Below are 23,954 nucleotides of genomic sequence, written 5' to 3' on the forward strand. Positions count from 1 at the left end.
TATAAACGATGTGTATGGAGGATTACAAATGTGCACGATATAGGGGGGGAGAATCGAAAAGTCGATTCAGAGAAGAACGGAGAATAGAACTCAGAAAGAATTGCTAAAGAATTGCTAAAAAACTGAGAAAAGAATTGAGATAAGACATCTAGAAAAGAACTGAGATAAGAATTGAGAAAATAAAGTACATTATACAAGATACAAGCCGTAAACTTATACGTTGCACTTTTGGGAGATGGGGATGGAAGAATGCATAAAGGGCGCATCGAAGACGCATAAAGGAAGCATCGAAAACGCATCAAGAAGGATTCAAGTATGCAGGCCTGGCCGCACGGCTGATCATCTTGATGCGCCAAACTCATTACATCACGTGCCAGGAGATGCGTACGGTGCAAACACAACGAAAACACATCAACACATCAATAACATCAAGAACGTTAAGAACACATCAAGAAAGCTTCAAGGGCGACTCAAGAACATATCGAAAATTTATTCTAACGATCACGGCAGAGCTTATTTGAGCAATATACATCCTTTTGAAATTCTAACGATCACCAGAAACCTTATTTTGCAGAAAACACAAGTTAAACGTGCACTTTCGCATCAAAATCCTTAAATAAGCTCTCCTGTGATCGTTAGAAATATAAAACTTGTAATTTGGCCCAAATAGCGTTACTGGTGATCGTTAGAATTAAAATGCATGCACCGCGCTACTTCGGAAAGGAAAGGAAAAGAGAGAACAAATGAAGGAATATCGAATGAAGGGAAGTAAGCCAAGCAAAACAGAAAAACAAGAAAGGGTAAGTAAAGTAAAGTAAAGTGAAGTATAGAAGTAAAGTGAAGTACAGAAGTATAGAAGTATAGAAGTATAGAAGTATAGAAGTATAGAAGTAAAGAAAAGAAGAACAGAAGAAAAGAAAAGAAGAAAAGGAAGTGGGGCGAAAGCGAAGGAGAGCGCAAACAGAAAGAAATGAAAGTAAACCAATGTAATTAAAATAGATTAGAGTAATTAAAGAAGATATAGAAAGAAGATATAGTACAGTCTCAATAAAAGAAATTAAAAAATAAAAAAGGAATAAATGAAAATCCAAGCAAAGCATTGCGAGTCTAAGCAAAAAGAGCAAGTAAACGGAAGAGAAGATGAAAGGAAAGACAGAGAAGCAGACTATGTTCCTCCCTGGAAATCGTATATAGCGAGCATGATAATCACTGCCAGGAAGAAGAGATAGAAGAGTGCCAGTGCGATCAGGAACGAATAACCGGTATATGCGCCGATACGTACCAACCATTTTTTCATAAAAATTACCCTCCTTCATTCCCATCAGCTTAATGGCAAGACTATTTTTTATATTACATTATACCCCAAATTACCTGTTGTACTTAAAACATTTCGCCCAAAATTTGTACCTGCATAAAAGAACCTAAACAAACCTATCTCCACAAACCTATCTCCATAAATGTATCTACACAATCGCACTTAAGCAATCGTACACAAAAAAGACGACTCCCTGAATGAAGTCGCCTTTCTTAGTGTTAAATTACATCCATTATGTTGAATGGTATTCATTACATTACGTAATGATTTTCAATCCTACTGCTGCTACCAAAATCATTGCAATGAACAGCAGCCGCTTCGCTTCTTTCCGTTCACCAAATAGAAGCATGCCCGTCACCGTACTTCCTACTGTACCAATTCCTGTCCATACCGCGTAGGCTGTGCCCATAGGGATAGATGTCATAGCGTAAGATAACAGCGAGAAGCTGAATACAAACGATACCAGCATCAGGACAATGTAAGGCCAACCCTTACGCGTAGAAGCTCCATTGATGCCGATGACTCCAAATATTTCACATATCCCAGCACCTACTATAGCAAGCCAAGCCATCAGACGGCACCTCCTTTAACTTGGGGTTTCTGGCTTTCCTGCTGATCGGTGACCAGCTTCAGTCCGATGACGCCACAGAGCAACAGTCCAATCAGCAGCATTTTAGCCAGACGGAACGGCTCGCCGAACAGCAGCATTTCGGTCAACACCGTACCAGCTGTGCCGATCCCGGTAAACACGGCATAGACCGTACCCACGGGCAGTCTTTTGGCAGCAGCAATAATCAGGCCAAAGCTGATAAATATGGCGAGTCCCGTCAATGCCCATTCCCAAGCATTCGAGGCATGTTTAAGTCCGCTAACCCAGACAATTTCAATGATGCCTCCTACAAAAACGTATAACCAGTTGCGGTTCATGATGTTCAATCTCCTTCTGTCACAATAGGGCGTGCCTGTTCATTCAAGCTGTGTATACCATTCCAAAAGACGGGCCAGGACGCATCCAGCCGTCTCTTGTACCGACGTGAGCTTCCATAGATAATTTCAACCGTAATGCCATCGAGAAAGGTCATAAAAGCAATGGCGGCCTGCTCGGCAGGAATAGGTGGAACATCCCCCCCGCGAATCGCTCGCTGCAACAGCCGAGACAATGTACGCTCCATGCCGTCCAGAAATGGATACACCAGATCCATCACCTGGCTGTACAGATCGGGAGGTGGATAATAACAATTGCGCAACATCAACCTGGCAGAGGCATGATCCTGATACTCCTGCTCGAACCACGTGAGCAACCCTCGCAACCGTTCTTCCAGTGGCAGGTGGGCGTGGTCGCGGAAATACTCCAAGGTATGTCGCCGCACTTCGTCAAATGCATACTCAAGCGTGTGCATAAACAAGTCTTCTTTACAACTGAAATGCGCATATATAGAGGGTTTCTTAATCCCCACTTCATCAGCTATCGCTCTTAGCGAAGCCCCTTCATAACCGTCTCTAGCAAAATGAAACAGGGCCGCATCCCGGATAGAATAACCAGTCATTATATTCACCTTCCTAACGGTCGTTAGGTAACATCTTTTCACACATTACATCCTCTGTCAAGACAGAACAGCAATCACAAAATACACCCGCCGCACATAAAGATTACAGACGGATGCATTTAGTTAAATGGATGTATGGGTTAAGTTGTGATCTGGAGTCACTGTATAGGCTGAACGAATCATTTACCAAAAACGGGCCTTCATTCAAGCGGAAATAAATACGTCAATTAGAATGTTGTAAACCCAAGAATGAGCTGCAGTTTATACAGAATGCCTTTCAAGAAGGTGGTCTTCTCCTGGAATTCTTCCAGATTCAGAGTGAATTCAGCATCCTCGTTTGTCCAAATGCGCTTGAAATAATTCGCAACGTCTAACGTAAACTTGTTGTCTGCCGGAGCTGCAATCCACACATTGTTCTCTAGATTGTAGTCATTCAGATTCCGGGGAGTGAAGTTGGTTGATCCACCGAGCACGATATGATCTCCGTTAGCCTTCGCGATATACATCATTTTGGTATGGTATTGCTCTTTGGTCGTGTTGTACCAACGAATCTGGATTTTGCCGTTCGATTTATCATGTAATTCGGCTGCTACGGGACGATTGGGAATGCCGATTTTCTCCTGACCAAAGGCATTTTCATTAGGATCGAGCACAAGCCGAATGTCCGTTCCTCGCTCTGAGGCATCCAGCAATGCTTCCAGTACTTTCGGTGAAGCGATATAGAACATTCCCATCCATAGGGTATCCCCTTTCCCGACCTGGCTTAACTCATCGAGCAAGGCATCATTGACTTTGCCTTCGGTCACATAACGAAGGCGAATAGGCCCATCATTTTCACTCGATTTCCCGGATGGGAAGGCCTTGGAAGTTTCGGTATAGTCGGGGAGTTGACCTCCTCCGGATATGTCCACAACAGCTTGCTCCGATTGAAGGATATCCCCAATAATCGGGCCAGTAATCTCAAATCCAATATTGGAGTGATATGCACTTGGATCATGAATGTTGCCTGATGACACGATAGCGGTTTTTTCGCTGACAACAACCTTGCGGTGATTTGCCTTCACATTGAGTAATTTCAGGTAAGATCTCACCGTAACATCCGGGCCATCGGTCGCCATCAGGTTAGGAATCCAACCTTTCCCTGACTGACCGAACCATTGGAAAAACGTACGCCAGACCGCAGAATACACCGGTGTAGAATCCCTCAGTGGAGCATCATTCGTGACGACGACATGAATGTTAGCCTGTTTCATCTGTTCCAGCAGCGGATTGGGGGCCGAGTTATAGTTGGTGTTCACCTCATCGGTAATGAACCAGATGTCCATGTCGGGATGCTGCATTTTTTTGCCTACGAGTGCATCCGTAAACTCCTGACTGACAGGTGGAAAGTTCTGTCCCTTGTGCTGGTAGTTGTTGAACAGAAACATATCTACAACGACAAACTGCTCGGCATCCTCAACTACCTGAAGCATCCGCTGGAAAATCTGCTGTTCATGCTGCATCTGTCCATCGGCAGATGGATACGTGAGATCATGCAGAAACTGCACGTTTTTCACCCGGTATTCCGGGCTCTCATAGGAGATCCCTGGCGGCAGGGGTTTATAGGTCTGATAGAGCATAACAGCAATAAGCCAAAGGATCATTACTGCCAATGCTGTACGTATGTATGGGAATTTGCTGCGAGAAGTTTTGCGGTTAGAGGTATGACGGCGTAATGAGAACAAGGCTGGACTCCCCCTTTCTATCTGTCTATGCTTGCTGACGTTTATTACCACAGGTGCCGCGATGTTGACGCAGGAGCCCTTGAAGGATGTTTATGACAAGCTGGTTCCACAATTTGGGCGTGTTCATCGACAGGTGCAAGGCCGTTGTGTATAATGAACGTATTATTTTTGTAGAACGTTTATGGAGAGAAAGTAGGTAATCACGTGTATTCCATCAAACAAGTCGTTGCCATGCTGGGCATTCAGGCGGTCACGCTCCGGGCTTGGGAAAATCGGTATAATGCAGTCACCCCTGAGCGGACAGAGTCGGGTTATCGCATGTATACGGAAGAGAATGTGGCGGATCTGCGTTGGCTGAAGGAGCAGATTGATCAGCATCAGGCCAATATTTCCGAGGCCGTACGCATGTTGAAGATTAGTAAAGCCAAACGGCCCGAGTCTTCTTCACCTGCGCCGATGGTGCCCCCGGTACCCGTGATGGAAGAGGCTTATGCACAGATGGCTGATCAGATCTATGACTCCCTCTATCATTTTCAGGGCGAGCGTGCCAACGGTTTGATTGATTTTGGTTTCACGATGTACGGATATGACAGCATGTTCTACCATGTGCTTGTTCCAATCTTGGTTCGGGTCGGAGACGCATGGGAAGCAGGACGTGCAACGGTAGCGCAGGAGCATTTCATGACTCAATTGATCTCCCAGCGCTTTTATCAGTTTTTCCATCTGTTCCCGATCTATCCGCATCTACCCAAAGTACTTGCTCTCTGTCCGGAAGGGGAGCATCATCAGGTTGGTTTATTGTTGTTCTCTTTATTTATGCGCAAAAATGGAGCGGAAGTCCTGTATCTCGGAGCCAATACACCGGAAGAAGGGGTATTTCCAATTCTCCGTGAGCAGAAAATCAAACTGGTTTGCCTATCGATCACGAGCCCTGAGCTTGTAGAAGCCTGTGACCAGTTGATTGGGCGGATTCAGGACGAGTTTCCTCATATCCGTTTTGTGCTGGGCGGCAAAGGGTTTGAACGTGCGAAGCATGCTCGTTACCCAGAGTGGATTATGCCTGAAGATTCGGCAGACTGGCAGTCTTGGATTGAACGGGAATATTTTACGGATCGCCCACCAGGTGCGGGATAATGATTGTATAGCAATCACACATAAAGCAGATAATGCGGGAATAGATTCATAACATAGCGGACATCCTTTGATCCAATGATCAAGGGATGTTTTTTTATATATCCATACATAGAAAAGATGATTAATTTGACCCGTGGGTCATTTTATGTTTTACTTGTCGTATAATATTTGTACACCATTTGTATAATGTTTTTTAGTTTACCCGCTTGAAGTGTTTCAATGCGGTTTAATAATAGGTTAGGGGCTTAAGAACTAGAGATATTCCCTACATAGAAAGGTGAGTGGCATGATACCGAATCAACAACGCAAACGTGCAGCTGTCATTGGCGCAGGCCCGGGTGGACTCGCGGCAGCCATGTTACTGTCCGGTCAGGGATACGAGGTCGATGTATACGAGAAACAGCCAGCCATTGGCGGACGATCTTCCCGTCTGGAGCTTGGTGAATACAAGTTTGACCGCGGGGCTACCTTTTTGATGATGCCTCAGTTGATTGAAGAGATGTTTGATGTGGTCGGACGCAAGCTGTCGGATTATGTAGATATGAAAGAACTGACCCCGCTGTACGCTTTGAACTTTGGAGATAAGGTGTTCACGCCTTCACGCAATCGGGAGGATACAGCAGCGCAGATCAAAGAGCTGTTCCCCGGCAATGAAGAGAATTACCTCCGGTACATGCGGGACGAAGAAGTAAAGTTTGGCAAAGTGATGCCACTGCTCCGCCGTCCGTTTGGCAAGCTCACCGATTATTTACGTAAAGATGCGATTACGGCTCTACCTAAACTTGATATAAATAATACGGTTTACGGCATTCTTTCCCGGTACTTTACCGACGAACGCCTGCGTTGGGCCTTTACATTCCAGTCCAAATATTTGGGGATGTCCGCATGGGATTGTCCGGGAACATTTACGATATTGTCGTTTATCGAACACCAATATGGACTGTTCCATCCGATCGGCGGCGTGAATCGGGTATTCCAGGCGATGGCCGATGTCGTTGAGGAGAATGGCGGACGTATTCACACGAGTACACCTGTGAAGCAGGTTATTGTTCGTGATGGTCGCGCCGAGGGTGTACTGCTTGAAAACGGAGAACGGATCGAAGCCGATCATGTCGTAGTCAATGCCGATTTTGCCCATGCAGTGAACCATTTGTTCGAACCTGGCGTACTGAAGAAGTACACACCTGAGAAAATGAAACGCAAAAAGTATTCCTGTTCTACAGCGATGTTGTATCTAGGCGTAGACGGCGAGATTGATCTGCCGCATCACTCCATCTATTTTCCAGAAGATTACCGGGTGAATGTGGATGAGATTACGAAGCACAAAATATTATCCGCTGATCCGTCTCTATATGTTCATAACCCATCCAGACTCGATCCGACACTCGCACCAGCAGGAAAATCTGCACTTTATGTACTGATGCCGACACCAAACCTTACAGGAGACATCGACTGGGAGGCTGAACGAGCGAAGGTACAGGAATCGATGTTGAAGCGGCTTGAAGCGATCCCTGAGCTGGCAGACATCCGTGGGCGGATTGAAGAATGCATGATGTTTACACCGCTGGATTGGCAAAATGAGCTGGATGTATACCAGGGAGCAACGTTTAATATGGCACATAACCTGGGTCAGATGATGTATCTCAGGCCGCACAATCAGTTCGAGGAATTGGAGCATGCCTGGCTGGTTGGTGGAGGAACGCATCCAGGCAGCGGTTTACCGACTATTTTTGAATCCGCACGAATCAGCGTGAGACTCATTCAGGAAGAGGATGCGCGAAGACGTACGAAACCATCCTCTTATGTGAAAACAGCGGAAGCTGGAGGCCACTCATGAAACGAGCTGCTGTTGTAGGTGCAGGGATTGGGGGACTGACCTCAGCTCTGCTGCTGAACCGTCAGGGATGGGATGTTACGGTGTACGAGCGGGGCTCCCGCGTGGGTGGCCGGATTGCTTTTGAACAGGAAGGCGAGTACCGGATTGATCAGGGGCCGACCATTGTACTGCTGCCCGAGATGCTGCTGGGCATTCTGGAAGAGGCGGGTGTCGATCGCTCCAAAGTCGAGCTGTTGCGCTGTGACCCGTTATACCGGGTGCACTACCACAGCGGACGTGTCATGACCAAGAAGACAGACCGGGCGGAGCAGACCGCCGAGATTGAAAGGTTATTCCCGGGAGAAGGCAGGGGCTTCAACAGGTTTATGAAGGATATGGACACGTTGTTTCCCGCAGGCCGAGCGGCGTTTCTGGAACAGATGTTTCCGCGCAAACGAGATTTCTTCACCCCTTCGCTCATGTCGCTTATGGGCAAGCTGCGTGCACACAAGAGTGTGCGGAAGGCTGTAGGGGATTACTTTGAACATGAAGAATTGCTGGATGCCTATTCGCTGCAAAGCTTGTATATCGGTGGGTCACCCTTTGGTACGCCGGGCATTTATTCATTGCTTCCTTACGCCGAGCACGAGTATGGCATCTGGATGGTGAAGGGCGGATATGCGGCTCTGCCCGCTATTCTGGAGCAGGAACTGCTCTCTCGCGGCGGCAAGATCAAGCTGAATACAGAAGTTACTGGATTGAAGATAAGTAATGGAGTGTGCGAAGGAATTGAAACGGCTGACGGTGCTGAAAAGGTGGATGCCGTGATCTATAACGGGGATTTTCCGAACTTGAATGGGCTACTGAAGCAGGTGCCGGAAATACCCGTGAAACGCAAGCCCTATCGCCCTTCATCGGGGTGCGTGCTGATCTATGCCGGAGCAGACAAAAGGTGGGAGGAGGCCACAACGCATCAGTTTTTCCTGCCACCAAGCCTGGATGGTAGCTTACGCCAAGTGTTCAACGAGCGCCGTATTCCGGCGAAGCCATCATTTTACGTATTCAACCCGGCTGCGGTGGACGAGACAGCTGCACCTCCGGGACAGAGTGTACTGTATTTCCTCATTCCGGTACCGGATGCAGAAGGCGTGAACTGGGAACACGAGAGTGAGGCACTGGCAGAACGTGTGCTGGAAGAGGCGGAGCGGCGGGGATTCCCGGGTTTACGTGCAGCGCTGCAATGGAAAAAGGTACGTACACCTGCTGACGCCGCGCGTGATGGTCTTTATGGTGGAGGAAGCTTTGGCATTGCTCCTGTCCTGTTTCAGTCAGGAGTATATCGCCCGCAGCCCAAGCCGTTTCCGAAGATACAAGGCTTGTACGCTGCCGGGGCTTCGGTACATCCAGGAGGCGGCGTGCCTATTGTGATGCAGGGCGCTAGGATGGCTGTCAATCAACTCATGAAGGAGATGGGGAAATGAACGAAGCAATTTTGAGCAGGTGTGAAGAGTTGATGCAGAAGGGTTCCTCGTCTTTTTATCAGGCATTTAAGGGCCTGCCGAGTCCCCGCCGCGAAGCGGTATATGTCATCTATGCGTTTTGCCGCATGATTGACGACAGTGTGGATGAGCCGGAGCAATCGACATATACGATTCATGAGATTCGTGATTTATTTGAACATCTCGAAGAAGCCGAGGGACATTTTATCTGGCCGGCACTGAGATGGCTGTTCGGCAGTTTTCCCCATCTGGACAAAGGTCCGTTTTTTCGTCAGATGGAGGGACAATTAACCGATCTGGAAGTGACCCACTATACAACACTGGAACAGCTGGAACACTATTGTTATCTGGTTGCCGGAACTGTTGGTGAGATGTTGCTGCCTGTGCTGCGTAATGATAACGGCGCAGAAGTGGCGATGAACGGCATTGCGCTGGGCAAAGGCATGCAGATTGTGAACATTATTCGAGACGTAGGAGAAGACCGGGCCAGAATGCGCCGCTATGTACCGCTGGAGATCATGGAGAGACACGGTTACTCCGAACAGGACTGGGAAGACGGTATTGTGGATGACCGATTTATTGCTATCATTCAGGATTTGAAAGCTGCAGCGCTTAACTGGTTCAGGATCGGCATGGATCGTCTGGACACCTATCCGGTTGAGAGTGCCTTTTCGATTGAGTTAGCCGCGGCCTTCTATTCAACTATCCTGCACGTCGTGGAGCGTAACGACTACGATGTGTACACGAAACGAGCGTATGTCAGCGATGAATTGAAACTGGAGATGCTGGGTGCGATTGTGAAACGTTATCCGATGCTGGCGTATCAAGCTTCCCGAATGGCGGTATCCTGATGGTTCAGTGGGTGTACTGGGTATGGTACGCCATTGGTGCTATCCTAATGCTTACAATTGGTGTGCCTGAGGCGTTATCCTTCTCTAATGGGCTATTTCTAGTGTTCTACTCGTTGTATGTGCTTGACCTTATATATCAGCAACATCGCCGATCTGACCTGTCCGACCAGTCAGTCAAGTGGCTACGGCCCGGCCTCTGGATATCGTCCTTTATCATCTGGCTGGGCGGTATGGGTGTGGAATGGATCGGTGTACATACACACTGGCCTTTTGGCGAGTATGCCTATTCCGACTTCTTTGGCATCCATCTGTTCAGTGTACCGGTAACACTTGGATTCGCCTGGATCGCAGTCGTTGGCAACTCGGCGCTGATTAGCGGCGGTGGATCGACTTGGGGTGGTAAGTTGGTACGGGCAATCAAGACGGGATTTTGGGCAATTGTGCTCGATTTCGTGCTTGACCCTGTCGCTCATGCAAGGGGATTCTGGGAATGGCAAGCACCGGGCGGATTTTACGGTGTCCCGTGGACAAACTACATCAGTTGGTTCATTATGGGTGCATTTCTGTCTCTCTTTTTGCCGGCCATGCCGAAGGATCGACGTTCCCTGCTACGGGCAAAATGGCTGTACCAACTGTTTATCCTTCTGTTCGGCCTGCTTGCGCTAGAAGAAGGCATAACAGGCAGCTTCATCATTGCCATCGCAGGTGTACTGCTTGCCGAGGGGAGCTGGCTGTATGATTCGCGCCGTAAAGTCCAAAGCGTTTGACCGGGTGTTCTCGCTGTACAACCATTATTATCTGCTGCGCAGACGCTTTCGTTCTTTCACGCTCTCGGGTTCCCTTGACCCGCAGATGATGGATGGCAACGGCATGGGCGGGATGGAGCCTATGGCGCCGGAACAGCCCGTTGTCTATTTCATGAACCATAGCTCGTGGTGGGATGGTCTGTTGCTGTATCATGCGGCGAAGCAAACTTCACGCGGGGATCATTATGTGATGATGGAGGAGCGGCAGCTTCGGCAGTATGCTTTTTTTCGCAAACTCGGAGCGTATTCAATCAACAAGGACAGTGCATCTGGTGTTCGGACATCGTTGCAATATACGAATGAGTTGCTGGCTGCTGGCAAAAGGGTCTGGATATTCCCGCAGGGTGAAATTCTACATCAGGAGGCTCGGCCGATTCAGTTCCGTCCGGGCATTGGACTCGTGCTTCGTCGTTTTCCGCAGGCTATTGCCGTGCCGGTCACCTTATGTCATGGCATGGTTCAGCATGACCTGCCTGAAATCTCAATGAAGGCTGGCCCGCCGATCGTGGAAGATTGGAACGTGTGGAAGAGCGAAGAGATTGCAGAGCGGCTGGGACATGTGCTGGAGCAACAACTGAATGATCATAGAGCAACGTTGATTCGACTTGGACAAGGAAGTCTGCCAGATGCAAGGTCATTGATTCGGGGCATGCGTTCCACTAGCGAAAAATATGATGAGGCACGAAAGCGGGTGAACCGATAACATGAATGAGAGTATGAATGCATCTGAGATATTGTGGATGTGTCTGGTGGGAGGGTTGCTGCTGCAACTGCTCTTTGCGGTGTGGAATGCCTCTTGCCTTCCCAAAGTACGATCATTCCGTAAGGGGAACATCGTGCCGCCCGATCAGCTTGTTTCGGTATTGATTCCCGCGCGAAATGAACGAATACATATTGAAGAATGTTTGCACAGTGTGCTTGCCAGCCAAACGAATGGGTTCCGCATGGAGGTACTTGTACTGGACGACCGCTCCGAAGATGAAACTGCCGCTTTGGTTCAGGCGATGGCTGATCGAGATTCACGTGTACGTTTGCTGCGTGGTACGGAGCTGCCTGCGGGTTGGATGGGTAAATCCCATGCCTGTAACCGATTGGTTCAGGAAGCGCAAGGAGACTGGTTTATGTTCGTGGATGCAGACGTCCGGGTCAAGCCGGATGCCATTCGGCATACACTTGCTGCCGGGTGTGCGCAGGGCGGCGGGCTGCTTACCGGCTTCCCGTATCAGGTTGCGAAGACCTGGATGGAAAAGCTTGTCGTGCCGATGATGATGTTTACGATCATCAGTCATTTGCCTATTTTCATGATACGCAGGTCAGCCAGTCCAATGTTTGTCGCCGCTACGGGGGCTTTTTTGCTTATTCATCGAACAAGTTATGAAGCATCCGGCGGTCATGCAGCGATTCAAGGGCATCTGGTGGATGACATGAGTCTCGCCAAAGCGGTGAAACGTGCGGGTCATCCCGTCATGCTTGCAGATGTCCACGATGTGACGAGTACACGAATGTATCAGAACGGTGCAGAGGTATGGAACGGATATAAGAAAAATATGTATGAAGGCATGGGGCGCAAAGACGTGCTGTTGCTGGGTACGATGCTAATGTATTTTGTTATGTATATCGTGCCGCCACTGGGTCTGGTTATAGGGCTATTAACGGGCAACGAAACGTCATTTCTGTATGGTTTCATAGGCATGTTGCTTGGCATGGCTGTAAAACGGGTATCCGATCATATCGGAGGTCAGCCGTGGTGGCTTGCTCTTTTGCAACCAATCAGTATGGCTTGTGTGATTGCTATTGGTCTAGCCTCATGGCAGGCAGGTCGATCTGGTAAAGGGTACGTATGGAAAGGCAGGCGGTATAGCTGATGCAGAGTGTACAAGGAAATGGTGAAGGTTCGGAAGGTGCAGGGAAAGGCAAAGGTACAGAGACAGGTCGAGGTATCACGGGAGGTAGTACAGGGACGGGGACAACGCTGGAAAAAGGAACGGAAATGCACACCTGGCACCAAGGGGAAGCTTCAAGTGGGAACTTAAAACAGGATGTCATTATAATCGGGGCAGGCTTCGGAGGTCTTTCCTGTGCGATTCGCCTTGCTACGGCTGGCTTGCGGGTAACGATTCTGGAGCGCCAGGCGCATGTGGGCGGCAAGCTGCAGCAGATCCAGCAGGACGGTTATCATTTTGACCGCGGGCCGAGCACGATTACGATGCCGGATGCGTTTCGCTCTGTTTTTGATCAGGCGGGAGTGGTGATGGAGAACTATGTGCAGCTGTACGAGCTGGAACCTCGGACACGTAATGTTTTTGCGGATGGAACGGTGGTCGATCTGTCTAGAAATCGCGGCTGGATGAAAGAGCAGATTGCTGTGTACAGTCCAGAGGATGCCTTGCGTTATGATGCGTTTATGGATGAGTCTGCTGCATTGTATGCGGAGGCTAATCGTCATTTTCTCGGCAAACTGCTGCTGAACCCGTCTGATAAATACAACTTCCAGATGCTGCGCAGTCTGCTTCGGGTGCGGCCTACGGTCAGGCTGGATAACCTGCTGCGCAAGTATTTCAGCCATCCGCATACACTCGCGATGTTCGGGCGGTACGCTACATATGTAGGGTCATCGCCGTATCTCTCTCCCTCCATTTTTGCCATGATGGGTCATGTGGAAGCAGAGGTAGGCGTCTATGGGGTCAAAGGCGGAACGTATCAGCTGATTGAAGGCATGACCCGGCTCGCGCAGGAAAAAGGCGTGCAGATTATGACGGGGGTAGAGGTACACCAGATCGCGGTTCGGCATGGCAAGGTGGTCGGCATGGATACGGATCGGGGCTTTATGGAAGCAGAGCAGGTTGTGGCTAACGGAGATGTGCTTAGTGTAAACAGGCTACTGCTCGCGCCGGAGCATCGGAAACGAATGAGTGATGCCCGGATTGCAAAATATGAACCGTCCATTTCAGGCTTTGTCACCCTGGCCGGGGTACGCAGGAAATACGATCAGTTGTTGCATCACACGGTCTTTTTTCCAGAACAGTACAAGCCGGAGTTTGATGATATTTTCCGTGACCGCAGGATGCCTTCCGATCCAACGATATACATCTGTTACTCCGGTTACTCCGAAGCAGGCATGGCTCCAGAAGGAGCCAGCAATCTGTTCATTCTGGTGAACGCGCCATATTTGTCTCAAGCGTGGAACTGGGAAGAGCAGAAGTATCGTTACGGTGAGTTTGTGCTGGAGCAATTGGAGGCGCGTGGTATTGGCGGGTTGATGCAATCGGAAGTGTTAATTTTTTATACACCGCGACATATTGAACGGGATACTCTTGCTCATCAAGGGTCGATCTATGGCATTTCCTCCAATTCGGTGAAACAGACTTTCATGCGGCCAGGCAATCAGAGCAAAGATGTTCAAGGGCTCTGGTACGTTGGCGGCACAACCCACCCTGGCGGCGGAACCCCGATTGTTACGTTGTCCGGACAGCTTGTGGGGGAGCAACTTGCAGCCGAGCTGGGGAGGTAGGGCAGGGTACGTGGAGGGCAGGTGTGCCGAACCTCGATTCTTTTAATCAATTCAATGAATTTAATGAGGCAGAACGAGGTGTTGCAAGACTCTAATGAAATACAATAGCTGCTCCATTGTTTGACTGAATGAGAACAAGGGTTGCAAGGACTAACAATGCAGCATAGTTGATCCGAGCTTTAATAAAGCAAATAGCTGCTCCAAAACTCTAATGAGTTCATGTTTGAGATCATGGGGTTTTGGAGTGTCCTTTCATTAGGTTGAGAGGAACGGTATACTAGATAGAGTTGTCCATTGATGGGCGCTACCCTATAGGGTTTGTCTAAGAACCGAATGGATAAGCCGAGCGGTTAGCGACACAGGATGATTTATTGGATAGGCGTGAGTAGATAGGACGATGAGTGATTGCCACTAGTCCATTGCACCGCATTTACATAGAAACAAGAGTTACAGAGCAACTCAGCATGGGGTAGGGAGTATGAAGCAAAACAACGCAAACAAGCCTATCCTGCACATCATTCTCACATAGGAGGTCTCATCATGAACGAACAAGAGCGAGCCGGCAAACGGCTGCTGCCCGAAGTGGCAACGGGGGAACGGAAGCTGGAGCACGTGCGCCTCTGTCTGGAGGAGAATGTGGCAGGAGAAGGCATAACGAGCGGATTGGAGAAGTATGCGTTTCGTCATCATCCGCTGCCGGAGCTGGACTTTGAAGAGGTTCATCTGGACACTTCGTTCCTTGGTAAAAAAATGCGTACACCCTTGCTCATCAGTTCGATGACGGGTGGAAGCAAAACGACAGGCGCCATCAATGAACGCCTGGCAAGGGTAGCCAACGCCAGAGGCTGGGCGCTCGGCGTAGGCTCGATCCGGGCTGCGGTGGAGCAGCCGGAACTCGCAAGCACATTTGATGTCCGCCGCTGGGCACCGGACATCCCGGTCATCGCGAACCTGGGCGCGGTTCAGCTGAACTACGGCTTCAGCACAGCTGATTTCCAGCGTGCCGTGGATATCGCCGGCGCAGATCTGCTCGTGCTGCATCTGAACACGCTGCAGGAAGTATTCCAGCCCGAAGGCAATACGAACTTCAGTGGTCTGTACCAACGAATCGAGAAATTGTGTCGTGAGCTGGAAGTGCCTGTTGGTGTCAAGGAAGTTGGTTTTGGCATCGATGGCGTGACGGCACAGCGACTATACGAAGCGGGCGTAGCCTTCATCGATGTGGCTGGTGCGGGCGGGACAAGCTGGGTACAGGTGGAGAAGTATCGTAACAATAACCCGGTACGCCGGGCGGCTGCGGAAGCTTTTGCCGATTGGGGCATTCCAACGGCTGAATGCATCCAGGACGTGCGCGCGCTGAACCCCGATGGGGCGATGATCGGTAGCGGCGGACTGTATACTGGCGTGGATGCCGCCAAAGCCCTCGCGCTCGGTGCCGACCTCGCAGGTTTTGGTCGCTCTTTGCTCGAATCCGCCGTCACCTCCGACGAAGCGCTGTCCGAACGGCTAGAGCAGGTCGAATTCGAGCTACGCACCGTCATGTTTGGCATCGGCGCAGGCAGCGTTGCAGATGTGAAACGGACAGAACGTCTGGTTGAGCGGCGGTAATGTTGGTGGACGGGGACGCCGAGGAGTCGGAGTGGAGGAACGAAGGTTAGTGAGCGGTGTGTTTGTATCGGTTCAGTAGCTCTAACGATCCCACAGAACCTTATTCTGCGCTTTTTGAGGTGTTTATAAATCTAACGATCACCAGAAGCGCTATTTGTGTGAAAACCTTCAAAAGTGGGCGAAAAACGTGGCTTTTCAAGTAAATAAGCTCCCTGGTGATCGTTAGAATCTCAAAGTGACCAAGAAGGGGCAAATAGCGTCGCTGGTGATCGTTAGAATTCGTGGAGTCCCATCGTAGCAATCGCTGATCGTTCTAAATCCGCTCAACTGGTATGGGGCGGTTTTTTTTGTATATTAAAGTAAAATATTTACAAGTAAAATATTGATGATACTTACCAAAATATTGTATGATCGCATTAAGCTTTATTTCTTGGGAAGGCGGTGTCCCGTTGAGCGAAAAAACTACAATTCGTGACCATTTAGAACATTTTTTAAAAAGGAATCGAATGACCATCAATCGCTTTTCCGAGATTTCTGGCGTGAATTCCGGGACATTGAGCGGCACGTTGAAAGGAAATCGTCCAATCGGGTTAAATCAATTGGATCGCATTACGGCTGGCATTGGGATGCCTGAAGGCGAATTATATGAACTGTACATAAATGAATATTTAGTGGACTCTAATCTGGATTGGAGAAGGCTTAGACCTTTTCTATATCGTTGTGCAGAGCTAGGCCATATAACACATATGGAGACAGCGGTGAACTATGTGATGGATAACCTTTCCTACATACCTATGTTGTTTGAATTGGCAGAGCAGCTGCATAGCGAAGGCAAGATGGAGGCTTGTAAACCGTTGTACCGCTGTGTCGCTGAAAGTGAGAAATTGCAACATTCGGAACGTCTGGCTTTATGCCAATATCGTCTGTTTTCGATAGGACTTTCGAATGACCAGGTTCATAATCTTACGCTAGCCACACGATTCGAACTATTTGTAGAACGTCTTGATGAGCAATATCAATTCGATGCGCTGAATGAACTGATCAATGTGTATGCATCCTTGCGCCGCTGGGGCAAAGTGAAAGAATTTGCCGACCAGTTACAGATCAAAGCTTTTATTCAATATGACGCCAAGAAAACATTACGAGAAGTGGAGACTAAAACGAAAAAGAAGATTGTGTATTATGCTTTGTATTCGTATCTTGCTCTTGCTGAGGTCAGTTATCAACATGGGAAATATGAAGAAACGCTTCAGTATGTCTCAAAATATGCTGATTACAGCTGGATCAAAGATCCTACAGAAGAGGAAAAGATGGTGATTCTTCAGTTTCAGGATTGGTCAGAAGGAAATAACTACTATTTCAGATTGCTGTCAGGTGAAACAGAGTTGATTCCAGAATATTTAACGTATATCTCTGACCGAAAAAAAGAAATATTTCCTGCACTATGCGCAATTGTGACCGCAGCAAATCGATATAATGTCAATATTGACGATGTACTTGAGCAGTATCAATCTCATCTGGATTACGAGGAACAGAGCAGTTGCTTCGGAAAAATGAGCAAACAATACACCAATGATCAATATGGTATTTTGCTTGCAGGGTTAGGTACGTATTATTTAAGAAATAACCACTATGACAGAGGCGTAGCTTATATTCGTCAAGGCATGGAATTTGCGATTGAAAACATGAATAAAGATGGACTTCTCGATTGTCTAGGCCTGTTTGATGATTTGCAGTACGTCGTCACTGGACTAGGGGTCAAGCCTAGCGCCGAGTTGCTTATTGAGAAGATACAGAGATTGTACAGTCCGGAACGATGAAAGGGTACAAAAAGTAGACAATAGATAAGGCTGAGTAACGTATCCACATGTAAGTATAGGCTAGGTGCTATCCCCTAAGGTCAAAATAGATTAGGCTCGTTGCACTCTGATGCATCCTCCGCTTTGAAATTCCTTATACAGACAGTTGCTTAGATTGTCAAAAGGTGTTTCAGAAAAGGGTGTTTTTTTGTCGTTTTCACTGTTGGAGTTTATTTGAATTTTTGCTAATTAGCAGGATGTTCTAAAATAATACAGCAGGGAGGGGTGTTATGGAGCGAGACGAACTCAAACTGCGGATCGAAGAAGCAAGGGAGAGACTCCACCAATTAAAGACGGAGTACGGCGAGCTTCTTCACCCTCAGGTGATCCGCCAATCTATGGTGCTGGATGAACTTATTAATATGTACAATCATGTTAAAAGGATAAAGCCGATGGAGTAATCCATCGACCTCTGGGCGAGAAACTTTGGCCGGTCGCTCGCCCTTCTATTTTAACATAAGTGGATGTGTAGAAAGAGAAACATTCAATTTAAGTACAATTTTCCTTCACAGTCACATTCTCGTTAGTTATCGTGATGAGGGAAGTTCCTGACACAGATTCTGTATATCCACAGGCTGTTTTTGTATAGGTATTGCCGCGACTGTCCTTAAATATGACGTAGACGGAACTTTCGCCTAAAAAATGCAATTTTGGAGTATACTTAATTTTTTTTCCGCTAACGATTTCTTCGCTAAAGGTATAGAGCAGGTCGGAATCTTCTTTTTTATCTGCTGTGCTCGAATCGAGAATGGGTTGCTTCCAATTCGTTATGCCTGTCTTAATCTGAGTAATGTCATAGTCTGACTGATTATCAATTGTAATTCTGAGTTTGCGGAACGGATCGATGGCATTTAGAAAACTCATCACTACAATGGTGCCCAGTGCAAGGAACAGGCCAAGGGCAATCATTATTTTTATTTTGGAAAAGGGACGACGTGGTTTGGTGTGCATGGTTAAACCGTCCTTTCAATTCGATTGTTTTATACGGGTGTCTCGTATTAAAGATATAAACGCAGGAATGCATGCAAAAGTTGGTGCAGGAGCATTATTTTACAGTGTATGTTCAATGAATAAGGTATAATTACGAAGGTGATACGAAGGAGAAACGGCAGATCAACAGGATATATGTTTGGAACGTGTGAAGTCGAATAGGATGAGTGCTCAAGATAATAAAAAGTTGAGGTGCCTGGAATAGGGTTCATTTGATGAGATTCATGCAATGCGGTGCTTTGAGGCGGTTCTTGAACTGTACATAAAGATAATTGTAGATCATCCTAACATTCACACCGAAGTGACCACACCTAGATCAGGAGGAAATAACATGGAACTGTCTCCAATGAATAAAGAACAATTTGCGAGTTTCCGCAGCCGTTCAATTGAAGATTTTGCACAGGAAAAAGTAGAAGCAGGAACGTGGGCGCCGGAGGAGGCGCTAGGACAGGCAGAGGAATCGTATGAGCGTTATCTGCCGGAAGGGTTAGAGACTCCAGGGGCATATGTGTTTAATCTGGTGCATCCGGTGGACGGCATTGTAGGATACATCTGGTTTAACATTACGGAGAATCGCCGGGGGAAAGAAGCCTTTCTGCTGGATATCGTGGTGGAAGAAGCATATCGCGGCAAAGGGTACGGTACAGAAACGATGAATGCACTCGAAAAGACCGCGAGAAGTCTTGGGGTGAATCGCATTGGGCTGCATGTGTTTGGACATAATGAGCGGGCAAGCAGCCTGTATCGCAAGATGGGTTATGAAGTGACGGACTTGACGATGTACAAGGAAATCAAAGGCTAGCATGAACCAGGGATTTGAAGAAGGAGATGGCTGCGGGTGAATCGGCGAAGTTCCTTGATGCCTTGGGGTTTGTCATATATAATGGATAGGATTATCCATACCGAACAAGTAATGAATGAGGAGTTGTCATATACATGGCTTTGAAAGCAGGAATAGTGGGGCTTCCGAACGTCGGAAAATCTACGTTGTTTAATGCAATTACACAAGCAGGTGCCGAGTCGGCAAACTATCCATTTTGTACGATTGACCCGAACGTGGGGATCGTCGAAGTACCAGACGAGCGTTTGGACAAATTGACAGAACTCGTTGTACCGAAAAAAACAGTGCCTACCGCATTTGAGTTTGTTGATATCGCCGGTCTGGTGCGCGGAGCGAGCAAAGGTGAAGGCCTGGGTAACAAGTTTCTTGCCCACATCCGTGAAGTGGATGCGATTGTGCACGTTGTACGTTGCTTTGTGGACGAGAACATCACTCACGTCGATGGCAAGATTGATCCTGTAAGTGACATTCAGACGATTAACCTGGAGTTGATCCTGGCAGATATCGAGAGTGTTGAGAAAAAAATCGACCGTTCCAAGAAAAACATGAAGGGTGGCAACAAAACGGCTGCTCAAGAAGTGGAAGTATTGGAGAAAGTCAAAGCGGTCCTTTATGAAGACAAGCCGGCACGCAGCATGGAGCTGACAGACGAAGAGCGTCTGATTGTACGTGACCTGCACTTGCTTACGCTGAAACCCGTTCTGTATGCGGCCAATGTGGCTGAAGACGAAATTGGTGATGTAGCGAACAATGCATATGTGCAAAAGGTAAGAGAGTTCGCAGCTGCTGAAAATGCCGAAGTGGTGCCGATCAGTGCAAAAGTGGAGGAAGAAATCTCCGAACTGGAAGGCGAAGATAAACAAATGTTCCTGGAAGAGCTCGGTATCGAGGATTCCGGTCTGAACCTGCTCATCAAAGCAGCTTATAAATTGCTCGGATTGTATACGTACTTTACAGCGGGTGTACAAGAGGTTCGTGCATGGACCATCCGTAAAGGAACAAAAGCGCCTGGCGCAGCGGGTGTTATTCACACGGACTTCGAACGCGGATTCATCCGTGCAGAGGTTGTTTCTTATGACGATCTGGTTGCTGCGGGCTCCATGAACGGTGCCAAAGAGCGCGGTCAACTGCGTCTGGAAGGTAAAGAGTACGTGGTGAATGACGGCGACGTTATGCATTTCCGTTTCAACGTGTAATTTTAAAAAGCGAGATTAAAGACGGGTCAGCCTTCAGAGGCTTACCGGTTAAAATAAAGAACAGCACTACTCTCTTTAGCGGGGGAATAGTGCTGTTTTTGTTTGCATTTCACTCCGAAACGACAGGTCAGTTTATGCAAGTTCGATTACGTTTTCACTGGATTGTTTACCCTTGATGGATATAATAAAAGAAAGAAGTACCCTTGGAGGAGGTGGCAAGAGTGGATATAACGTCCCGGTGTATTCGATACGATCCTCTGCTTGTAGAAAAAGCAAATTTATCCGAAGAAACGCAGGAGTTACTGCTTCATTCTGGCTTGTCACAGCCCACGTTGGACGGTGAAGATGTACTTGGTATTAGGTTCAACTCGTTGCCGGATATGGGGTTGATGAGGACATCGGATGATCTCAAAATGCTGTTACCCATCGGTTATGAATGGGATGAGCAGACGGCCATTCTTGGGGTGGAAGCTGGAACGGGCATACTGTATAGAGTAGATGTGCAGACCGAAGAGTATGATGTAATGAACAGCAGTCTCCATCTGTTTCTGGCGTTTCTGAGCAGGTACACGGCAATCGTACAGGAGTACTCCAAAGCCTATGAACCCACTGTCATGACACTGGAACAAGCGCAAGCGAAGCTGGAAGCATTTCGACGCGGAGAGATTAAACCTCGTTTACCGCAAAGTGAGCAATCTGGAAGAGATGATGCGGTGAAGCTACTCCGTTTATTTTATACAGAACAAGACCCTGTAAGTATGATTGATGAGGAAACGTGGTGGAGTGTTGTGCTGGAGCAGTTGGAGGACGAATTGCTCTAGCGACGCTGACAAGGAAGGCTGTTTCCAGGGGTGATGAAGGCTAAGTTGCAAATATTTCTTGTGGCTTTGTGGTTTTACGTAACAATATTCATGTTTGCACCATGAACTATTGCTGTTCAGAGGCATAAGAATATGCTATAATTAAGAGTCGTATACCCATGATGAACTATTCGTTGTAATCGATAAGATGAGGCGGCGGTCTTCAGGAGGTAGGCGATTTCTTTATATCACTTTAAAAGTAAAGGATTTGATGACGTTGTAGCGAGGTTATACGTCGATCATATAACACGGAATTCGAATGAGATGCTGCGGTCAGGGGATTCAGAGAATCCTGTGGTTTGTGGAATTTTGAATGATAGATATATACAGCAAATGTACATGTGGGATCGTTATGAAAGACGGGCATGTGCAAAGACAAAATAAAACGTGAGGTGACTATACATGTTGGATAAATTGCAGGCATTGGCCGATCGTTATGACAAGCTGAGCGAGCTTTTGTGTGACCCGGATGTAGCTAGTGATAACAAAAAGCTGCGTGAATATTCGAAGGAGCAATCCGATCTTCAGCCGACATACGATGCGTACAATGAGTACAAACAGGTAAGCGAGGATTTGGAAGCGGCGAAGGAAATGCAAGGCGAGAAGCTGGATGATGAGATGCGCGAGATGGTCAAAATGGAGATTGAAGAATTGTCCGCTCGCCAGAAAGAACTGGATGATCTGATTCGTGTACTCATGCTGCCCAAAGATCCGAATGACGACAAAAACGTTATTGTGGAAATTCGCGGCGCGGCTGGTGGAGATGAAGCGGCATTGTTTGCGGCGGATCTGTACCGGATGTATACCCGTTATGCGGATGCTCAGGGCTGGAAAGTCGAGCTGATGGATGTGAACACGAATGACCTCGGTGGGTTCAAAGAGGTTGTATTCATGATCAACGGACGCGGCGCGTATAGCAAAATGAAATACGAGAGCGGCGCACACCGTGTGCAACGTATCCCGACAACGGAATCCGGTGGACGGATTCATACATCGACTTCAACCGTAGCCGTAATGCCGGAAGCGGAAGATTTTGATATCGAAATTCATGATAAAGACATTCGTGTGGATACGTTCTGTTCCAGTGGTGCCGGTGGACAATCGGTTAACACAACGAAATCGGCAGTACGGGTAACTCACGTACCTACAGGTATCGTAGCAACATGTCAGGATGGGAAATCCCAGAACTCCAACAAAGAAAAAGCGTTGCAAGTTTTGCGTACACGTATCTTTGATATGAAACGTATGGAAGAAGAAGCGAAAATTTCCGTAGAGCGCAAAAGCAAAGTGGGAACGGGTGACCGCAGTGAGCGGATTCGTACGTACAACTTCCCGCAAAGCCGTGTAACCGATCACCGCATCGGCCTGACGATGCACAAGCTGGATCAAATCATGAACGGTGAGATTGAAGATATCTTGTCTGCACTGACGATTGCTCAGCAGACCGAGATGATGGACAGAGGAGAATAATCTGTGACGGGCGGACAATTTGTAATGACGCCGGAGCAGAGTTGCCGGGAAGCCTTCGTAGAGGCTTCCTCTTTTTTGGAGAAGTGCGGCGTGTACGAGCCGCATAACAATGCACGGCTGCTGCTGGAGCATGTGCTGGGCGTCTATGGCGCCCAGTATTACATGATGCAGCCGGAGCCGTTCCCCAGCGAGCTGCGCAGCCGCTGGGAAGACGCCGTCACGCGCAAGGCCGCGGGTGAGCCGGCGCAATACATTATCGGCAGCCAGGAATTTTACGGGCTGCCGTTCGAGGTCACGCCGGCCGTGCTGATTCCGCGGCCGGAGACCGAGCTGCTGGTCGAGGCTGTGCTACGCGCAGCAGACCGCGTGTTTGCCGGCGGTGCGGTGCGCGCCGTCGATATTGGCACGGGCAGCGGCACCATCGCGGTAACGATGGCTTCGCTTCGCCCGCAGTGGCAGGTGGCCGCCGGGGATCTCTCGGCGGATGCCCTGCAAGTGGCCGCGCGCAACGCGGCCGCGAACGGCGTGCAGATCGACTTCCGCGAAGGCGATCTGCTTGCTCCGTTCGCTGGGGAGCGGTTGGACATTCTGGTGTCCAACCCGCCCTACATCCCGGCGGACGATATCGCCGGGTTGCAGCAGGAGGTGCGCGATCATGAGCCGCGCCTCGCGCTGGATGGCGGTCCGGACGGGCTCGCCCCGTACCGCATCATGGTAGAGCAGCTGAAGCTGCTGCCTGCGCCACCGCAGATTGTCGGTTTTGAGCTGGGCATGGGCCAGGCTCAGGACGTGGCGGCATTGCTGGAATCGGCGGGGCACTGGCCGGAGATTATCATCGTTCCCGACCTTGCCGGAATTGAGCGGCATGTCCTGGGTGTTCGACCTTCGGAACAGGTGACAAAAATGTAAGGCAACTTAAGTTTTCTT

At 48.4% G+C, this 23,954-nt stretch carries 22 protein-coding genes; 16 read left to right on the forward strand and 6 right to left on the reverse strand.

From position 1 onward, the window contains the following. Positions 1-1,165: 1,165 nt before the first annotated feature. The 5 genes from ABIE27_RS06830 to ABIE27_RS06850 form a co-directional block, all read right to left on the reverse strand. A complete protein-coding gene (locus ABIE27_RS06830) occupies positions 1,166-1,297 on the reverse strand; it encodes a hypothetical protein (RefSeq protein ID WP_275670044.1) in 132 nt (43 codons plus the stop codon). 274 nt (positions 1,298-1,571) lie between these two features. After that, the gene (locus ABIE27_RS06835) at positions 1,572-1,886 is read right to left on the reverse strand and encodes a DMT family transporter (RefSeq protein WP_090922789.1); all 315 of its coding nucleotides are present in this window, start codon (positions 1,884-1,886) and stop codon (positions 1,572-1,574) included. Then, positions 1,886-2,242, reverse strand: coding sequence for a DMT family transporter (locus ABIE27_RS06840; RefSeq protein ID WP_123065281.1), 357 nt, complete (start codon positions 2,240-2,242; stop codon positions 1,886-1,888). Before ABIE27_RS06840 ends, ABIE27_RS06835 begins: the two co-directional genes overlap by 1 nt. A 5-nt stretch (positions 2,243-2,247) precedes the next feature. Then, the gene (locus ABIE27_RS06845; RefSeq protein ID WP_123065282.1) at positions 2,248-2,862 is read right to left on the reverse strand and encodes a TetR/AcrR family transcriptional regulator; all 615 of its coding nucleotides are present in this window, start codon (positions 2,860-2,862) and stop codon (positions 2,248-2,250) included. A 227-nt stretch (positions 2,863-3,089) separates the two neighbouring features. After that, complete coding sequence (locus ABIE27_RS06850) at positions 3,090-4,586, reverse strand: phospholipase D family protein (protein WP_240036972.1); 1,497 nt, start codon at positions 4,584-4,586, stop codon at positions 3,090-3,092. Between the two features lie 204 nt (positions 4,587-4,790). On the opposite strand from ABIE27_RS06850, the gene ABIE27_RS06855 reads away from it, so the two are divergent. From ABIE27_RS06855 to ABIE27_RS06905, 11 genes are all read left to right on the forward strand, one after another. Continuing rightward, positions 4,791-5,720, forward strand: a complete 930-nt coding sequence (locus ABIE27_RS06855) for a MerR family transcriptional regulator (RefSeq protein ID WP_123065283.1) — start codon at positions 4,791-4,793, stop codon at positions 5,718-5,720. Between the two features lie 286 nt (positions 5,721-6,006). Then, a complete protein-coding gene (locus ABIE27_RS06860) occupies positions 6,007-7,557 on the forward strand; it encodes a phytoene desaturase family protein (protein WP_429350179.1) in 1,551 nt (516 codons plus the stop codon). Beyond that, positions 7,554-9,017: a phytoene desaturase family protein gene (locus ABIE27_RS06865; RefSeq protein WP_429350180.1), complete on the forward strand. Its 1,464-nt coding sequence runs from the start codon at positions 7,554-7,556 to the stop codon at positions 9,015-9,017. The genes ABIE27_RS06860 and ABIE27_RS06865 overlap by 4 nt, the downstream gene beginning before the upstream one ends. Next, positions 9,014-9,886: a phytoene/squalene synthase family protein gene (locus ABIE27_RS06870; protein ID WP_123065286.1), complete on the forward strand. Its 873-nt coding sequence runs from the start codon at positions 9,014-9,016 to the stop codon at positions 9,884-9,886. Before ABIE27_RS06865 ends, ABIE27_RS06870 begins: the two co-directional genes overlap by 4 nt. Then, positions 9,886-10,653: a carotenoid biosynthesis protein gene (locus tag ABIE27_RS06875; protein ID WP_429350181.1), complete on the forward strand. Its 768-nt coding sequence runs from the start codon at positions 9,886-9,888 to the stop codon at positions 10,651-10,653. The genes ABIE27_RS06870 and ABIE27_RS06875 overlap by 1 nt, the downstream gene beginning before the upstream one ends. Then, a complete protein-coding gene (locus ABIE27_RS06880) occupies positions 10,622-11,395 on the forward strand; it encodes a lysophospholipid acyltransferase family protein (protein ID WP_429350182.1) in 774 nt (257 codons plus the stop codon). Before ABIE27_RS06875 ends, ABIE27_RS06880 begins: the two co-directional genes overlap by 32 nt. A gap of 13 nt (positions 11,396-11,408) precedes the next feature. Continuing rightward, a complete protein-coding gene (locus ABIE27_RS06885) occupies positions 11,409-12,557 on the forward strand; it encodes a glycosyltransferase (protein ID WP_429350183.1) in 1,149 nt (382 codons plus the stop codon). A 125-nt stretch (positions 12,558-12,682) separates the two neighbouring features. Further along, on the forward strand, positions 12,683-14,203 hold the full coding sequence (locus tag ABIE27_RS06890; protein ID WP_429350258.1) for a phytoene desaturase family protein: 1,521 nt from the start codon (positions 12,683-12,685) through the stop codon (positions 14,201-14,203). Positions 14,204-14,743: 540 nt separating this feature from the next. Continuing rightward, positions 14,744-15,811 carry a type 2 isopentenyl-diphosphate Delta-isomerase gene (gene fni, locus ABIE27_RS06895; RefSeq protein ID WP_123065289.1) on the forward strand — a complete coding sequence of 356 codons (1,068 nt, stop codon included), beginning with the start codon at positions 14,744-14,746 and terminating at the stop codon, positions 15,809-15,811. Positions 15,812-16,317: 506 nt separating this feature from the next. Then, positions 16,318-17,631 (forward strand): transcriptional regulator, encoded by a 1,314-nt coding sequence (locus tag ABIE27_RS06900; protein ID WP_429350184.1) that lies wholly within the window; start codon positions 16,318-16,320, stop codon positions 17,629-17,631. 269 nt (positions 17,632-17,900) lie between these two features. Next, entirely contained in the window at positions 17,901-18,071 is a 171-nt protein-coding gene (locus ABIE27_RS06905; protein ID WP_123065291.1) for an aspartyl-phosphate phosphatase Spo0E family protein, read from the forward strand. An 88-nt stretch (positions 18,072-18,159) separates the two neighbouring features. Here the strand turns inward: ABIE27_RS06905 and ABIE27_RS06910 are convergent, their stop codons facing one another. Next, entirely contained in the window at positions 18,160-18,621 is a 462-nt protein-coding gene (locus ABIE27_RS06910; protein WP_429350185.1) for a hypothetical protein, read from the reverse strand. Between the two features lie 370 nt (positions 18,622-18,991). Here ABIE27_RS06910 and ABIE27_RS06915 point away from each other — a divergent pair, with 370 nt between their 5' ends. The 5 genes from ABIE27_RS06915 (at position 18,992) to prmC (ending at position 23,936) form a co-directional block, all read left to right on the forward strand. Further along, positions 18,992-19,462, forward strand: a complete 471-nt coding sequence (locus ABIE27_RS06915) for a GNAT family N-acetyltransferase (RefSeq protein WP_429350186.1) — start codon at positions 18,992-18,994, stop codon at positions 19,460-19,462. Positions 19,463-19,596: 134 nt separating this feature from the next. Next, positions 19,597-20,697, forward strand: a complete 1,101-nt coding sequence (gene ychF, locus ABIE27_RS06920; protein ID WP_123065294.1) for a redox-regulated ATPase YchF — start codon at positions 19,597-19,599, stop codon at positions 20,695-20,697. A gap of 221 nt (positions 20,698-20,918) precedes the next feature. Next, on the forward strand, positions 20,919-21,518 hold the full coding sequence (locus tag ABIE27_RS06925) for an SUKH-4 family immunity protein (protein WP_429350187.1): 600 nt from the start codon (positions 20,919-20,921) through the stop codon (positions 21,516-21,518). Positions 21,519-21,959: 441 nt separating this feature from the next. Next, positions 21,960-23,027, forward strand: a complete 1,068-nt coding sequence (gene prfA / locus ABIE27_RS06930; RefSeq protein WP_123065296.1) for a peptide chain release factor 1 — start codon at positions 21,960-21,962, stop codon at positions 23,025-23,027. A 24-nt stretch (positions 23,028-23,051) separates the two neighbouring features. Next, positions 23,052-23,936 (forward strand): peptide chain release factor N(5)-glutamine methyltransferase, encoded by an 885-nt coding sequence (prmC, locus tag ABIE27_RS06935; protein ID WP_429350259.1) that lies wholly within the window; start codon positions 23,052-23,054, stop codon positions 23,934-23,936. The last annotated feature ends 18 nt before the right edge of the window (positions 23,937-23,954 follow it).

It is taken from the genome of Paenibacillus sp. 4624 (assembly GCF_050435065.1).
Lineage (GTDB): Bacteria > Bacillota > Bacilli > Paenibacillales > Paenibacillaceae > Paenibacillus > Paenibacillus amylolyticus_D.

Excerpts from the sequence above, each read along its gene's own strand:
- ABIE27_RS06830 (WP_275670044.1), bottom strand. The coding sequence starts at position 1,297 with ATGAAAAAATGGTTGGTACGTATCGGCGCATATACCGGTTATTCGTTC.
- ABIE27_RS06835 (WP_090922789.1), bottom strand. The coding sequence starts at position 1,886 with ATGGCTTGGCTTGCTATAGTAGGTGCTGGGATATGTGAAATATTTGGA.
- ABIE27_RS06840 (WP_123065281.1), bottom strand. The coding sequence starts at position 2,242 with ATGAACCGCAACTGGTTATACGTTTTTGTAGGAGGCATCATTGAAATT.
- ABIE27_RS06845 (WP_123065282.1), bottom strand. The coding sequence starts at position 2,862 with ATGACTGGTTATTCTATCCGGGATGCGGCCCTGTTTCATTTTGCTAGA.
- ABIE27_RS06860 (WP_429350179.1), top strand. The coding sequence starts at position 6,007 with ATGATACCGAATCAACAACGCAAACGTGCAGCTGTCATTGGCGCAGGC.
- ABIE27_RS06865 (WP_429350180.1), top strand. The coding sequence starts at position 7,554 with ATGAAACGAGCTGCTGTTGTAGGTGCAGGGATTGGGGGACTGACCTCA.
- ABIE27_RS06870 (WP_123065286.1), top strand. The coding sequence starts at position 9,014 with ATGAACGAAGCAATTTTGAGCAGGTGTGAAGAGTTGATGCAGAAGGGT.
- ABIE27_RS06875 (WP_429350181.1), top strand. The coding sequence starts at position 9,886 with ATGGTTCAGTGGGTGTACTGGGTATGGTACGCCATTGGTGCTATCCTA.
- ABIE27_RS06880 (WP_429350182.1), top strand. The coding sequence starts at position 10,622 with ATGATTCGCGCCGTAAAGTCCAAAGCGTTTGACCGGGTGTTCTCGCTG.
- ABIE27_RS06885 (WP_429350183.1), top strand. The coding sequence starts at position 11,409 with ATGAATGCATCTGAGATATTGTGGATGTGTCTGGTGGGAGGGTTGCTG.
- ABIE27_RS06890 (WP_429350258.1), top strand. The coding sequence starts at position 12,683 with ATGCACACCTGGCACCAAGGGGAAGCTTCAAGTGGGAACTTAAAACAG.
- fni (WP_123065289.1), top strand. The coding sequence starts at position 14,744 with ATGAACGAACAAGAGCGAGCCGGCAAACGGCTGCTGCCCGAAGTGGCA.
- ABIE27_RS06900 (WP_429350184.1), top strand. The coding sequence starts at position 16,318 with ATGACCATCAATCGCTTTTCCGAGATTTCTGGCGTGAATTCCGGGACA.
- ABIE27_RS06905 (WP_123065291.1), top strand. The coding sequence starts at position 17,901 with ATGGAGCGAGACGAACTCAAACTGCGGATCGAAGAAGCAAGGGAGAGA.
- ABIE27_RS06910 (WP_429350185.1), bottom strand. The coding sequence starts at position 18,621 with ATGCACACCAAACCACGTCGTCCCTTTTCCAAAATAAAAATAATGATT.
- ABIE27_RS06915 (WP_429350186.1), top strand. The coding sequence starts at position 18,992 with ATGGAACTGTCTCCAATGAATAAAGAACAATTTGCGAGTTTCCGCAGC.
- ychF (WP_123065294.1), top strand. The coding sequence starts at position 19,597 with ATGGCTTTGAAAGCAGGAATAGTGGGGCTTCCGAACGTCGGAAAATCT.
- prfA (WP_123065296.1), top strand. The coding sequence starts at position 21,960 with ATGTTGGATAAATTGCAGGCATTGGCCGATCGTTATGACAAGCTGAGC.
- prmC (WP_429350259.1), top strand. The coding sequence starts at position 23,052 with ATGACGCCGGAGCAGAGTTGCCGGGAAGCCTTCGTAGAGGCTTCCTCT.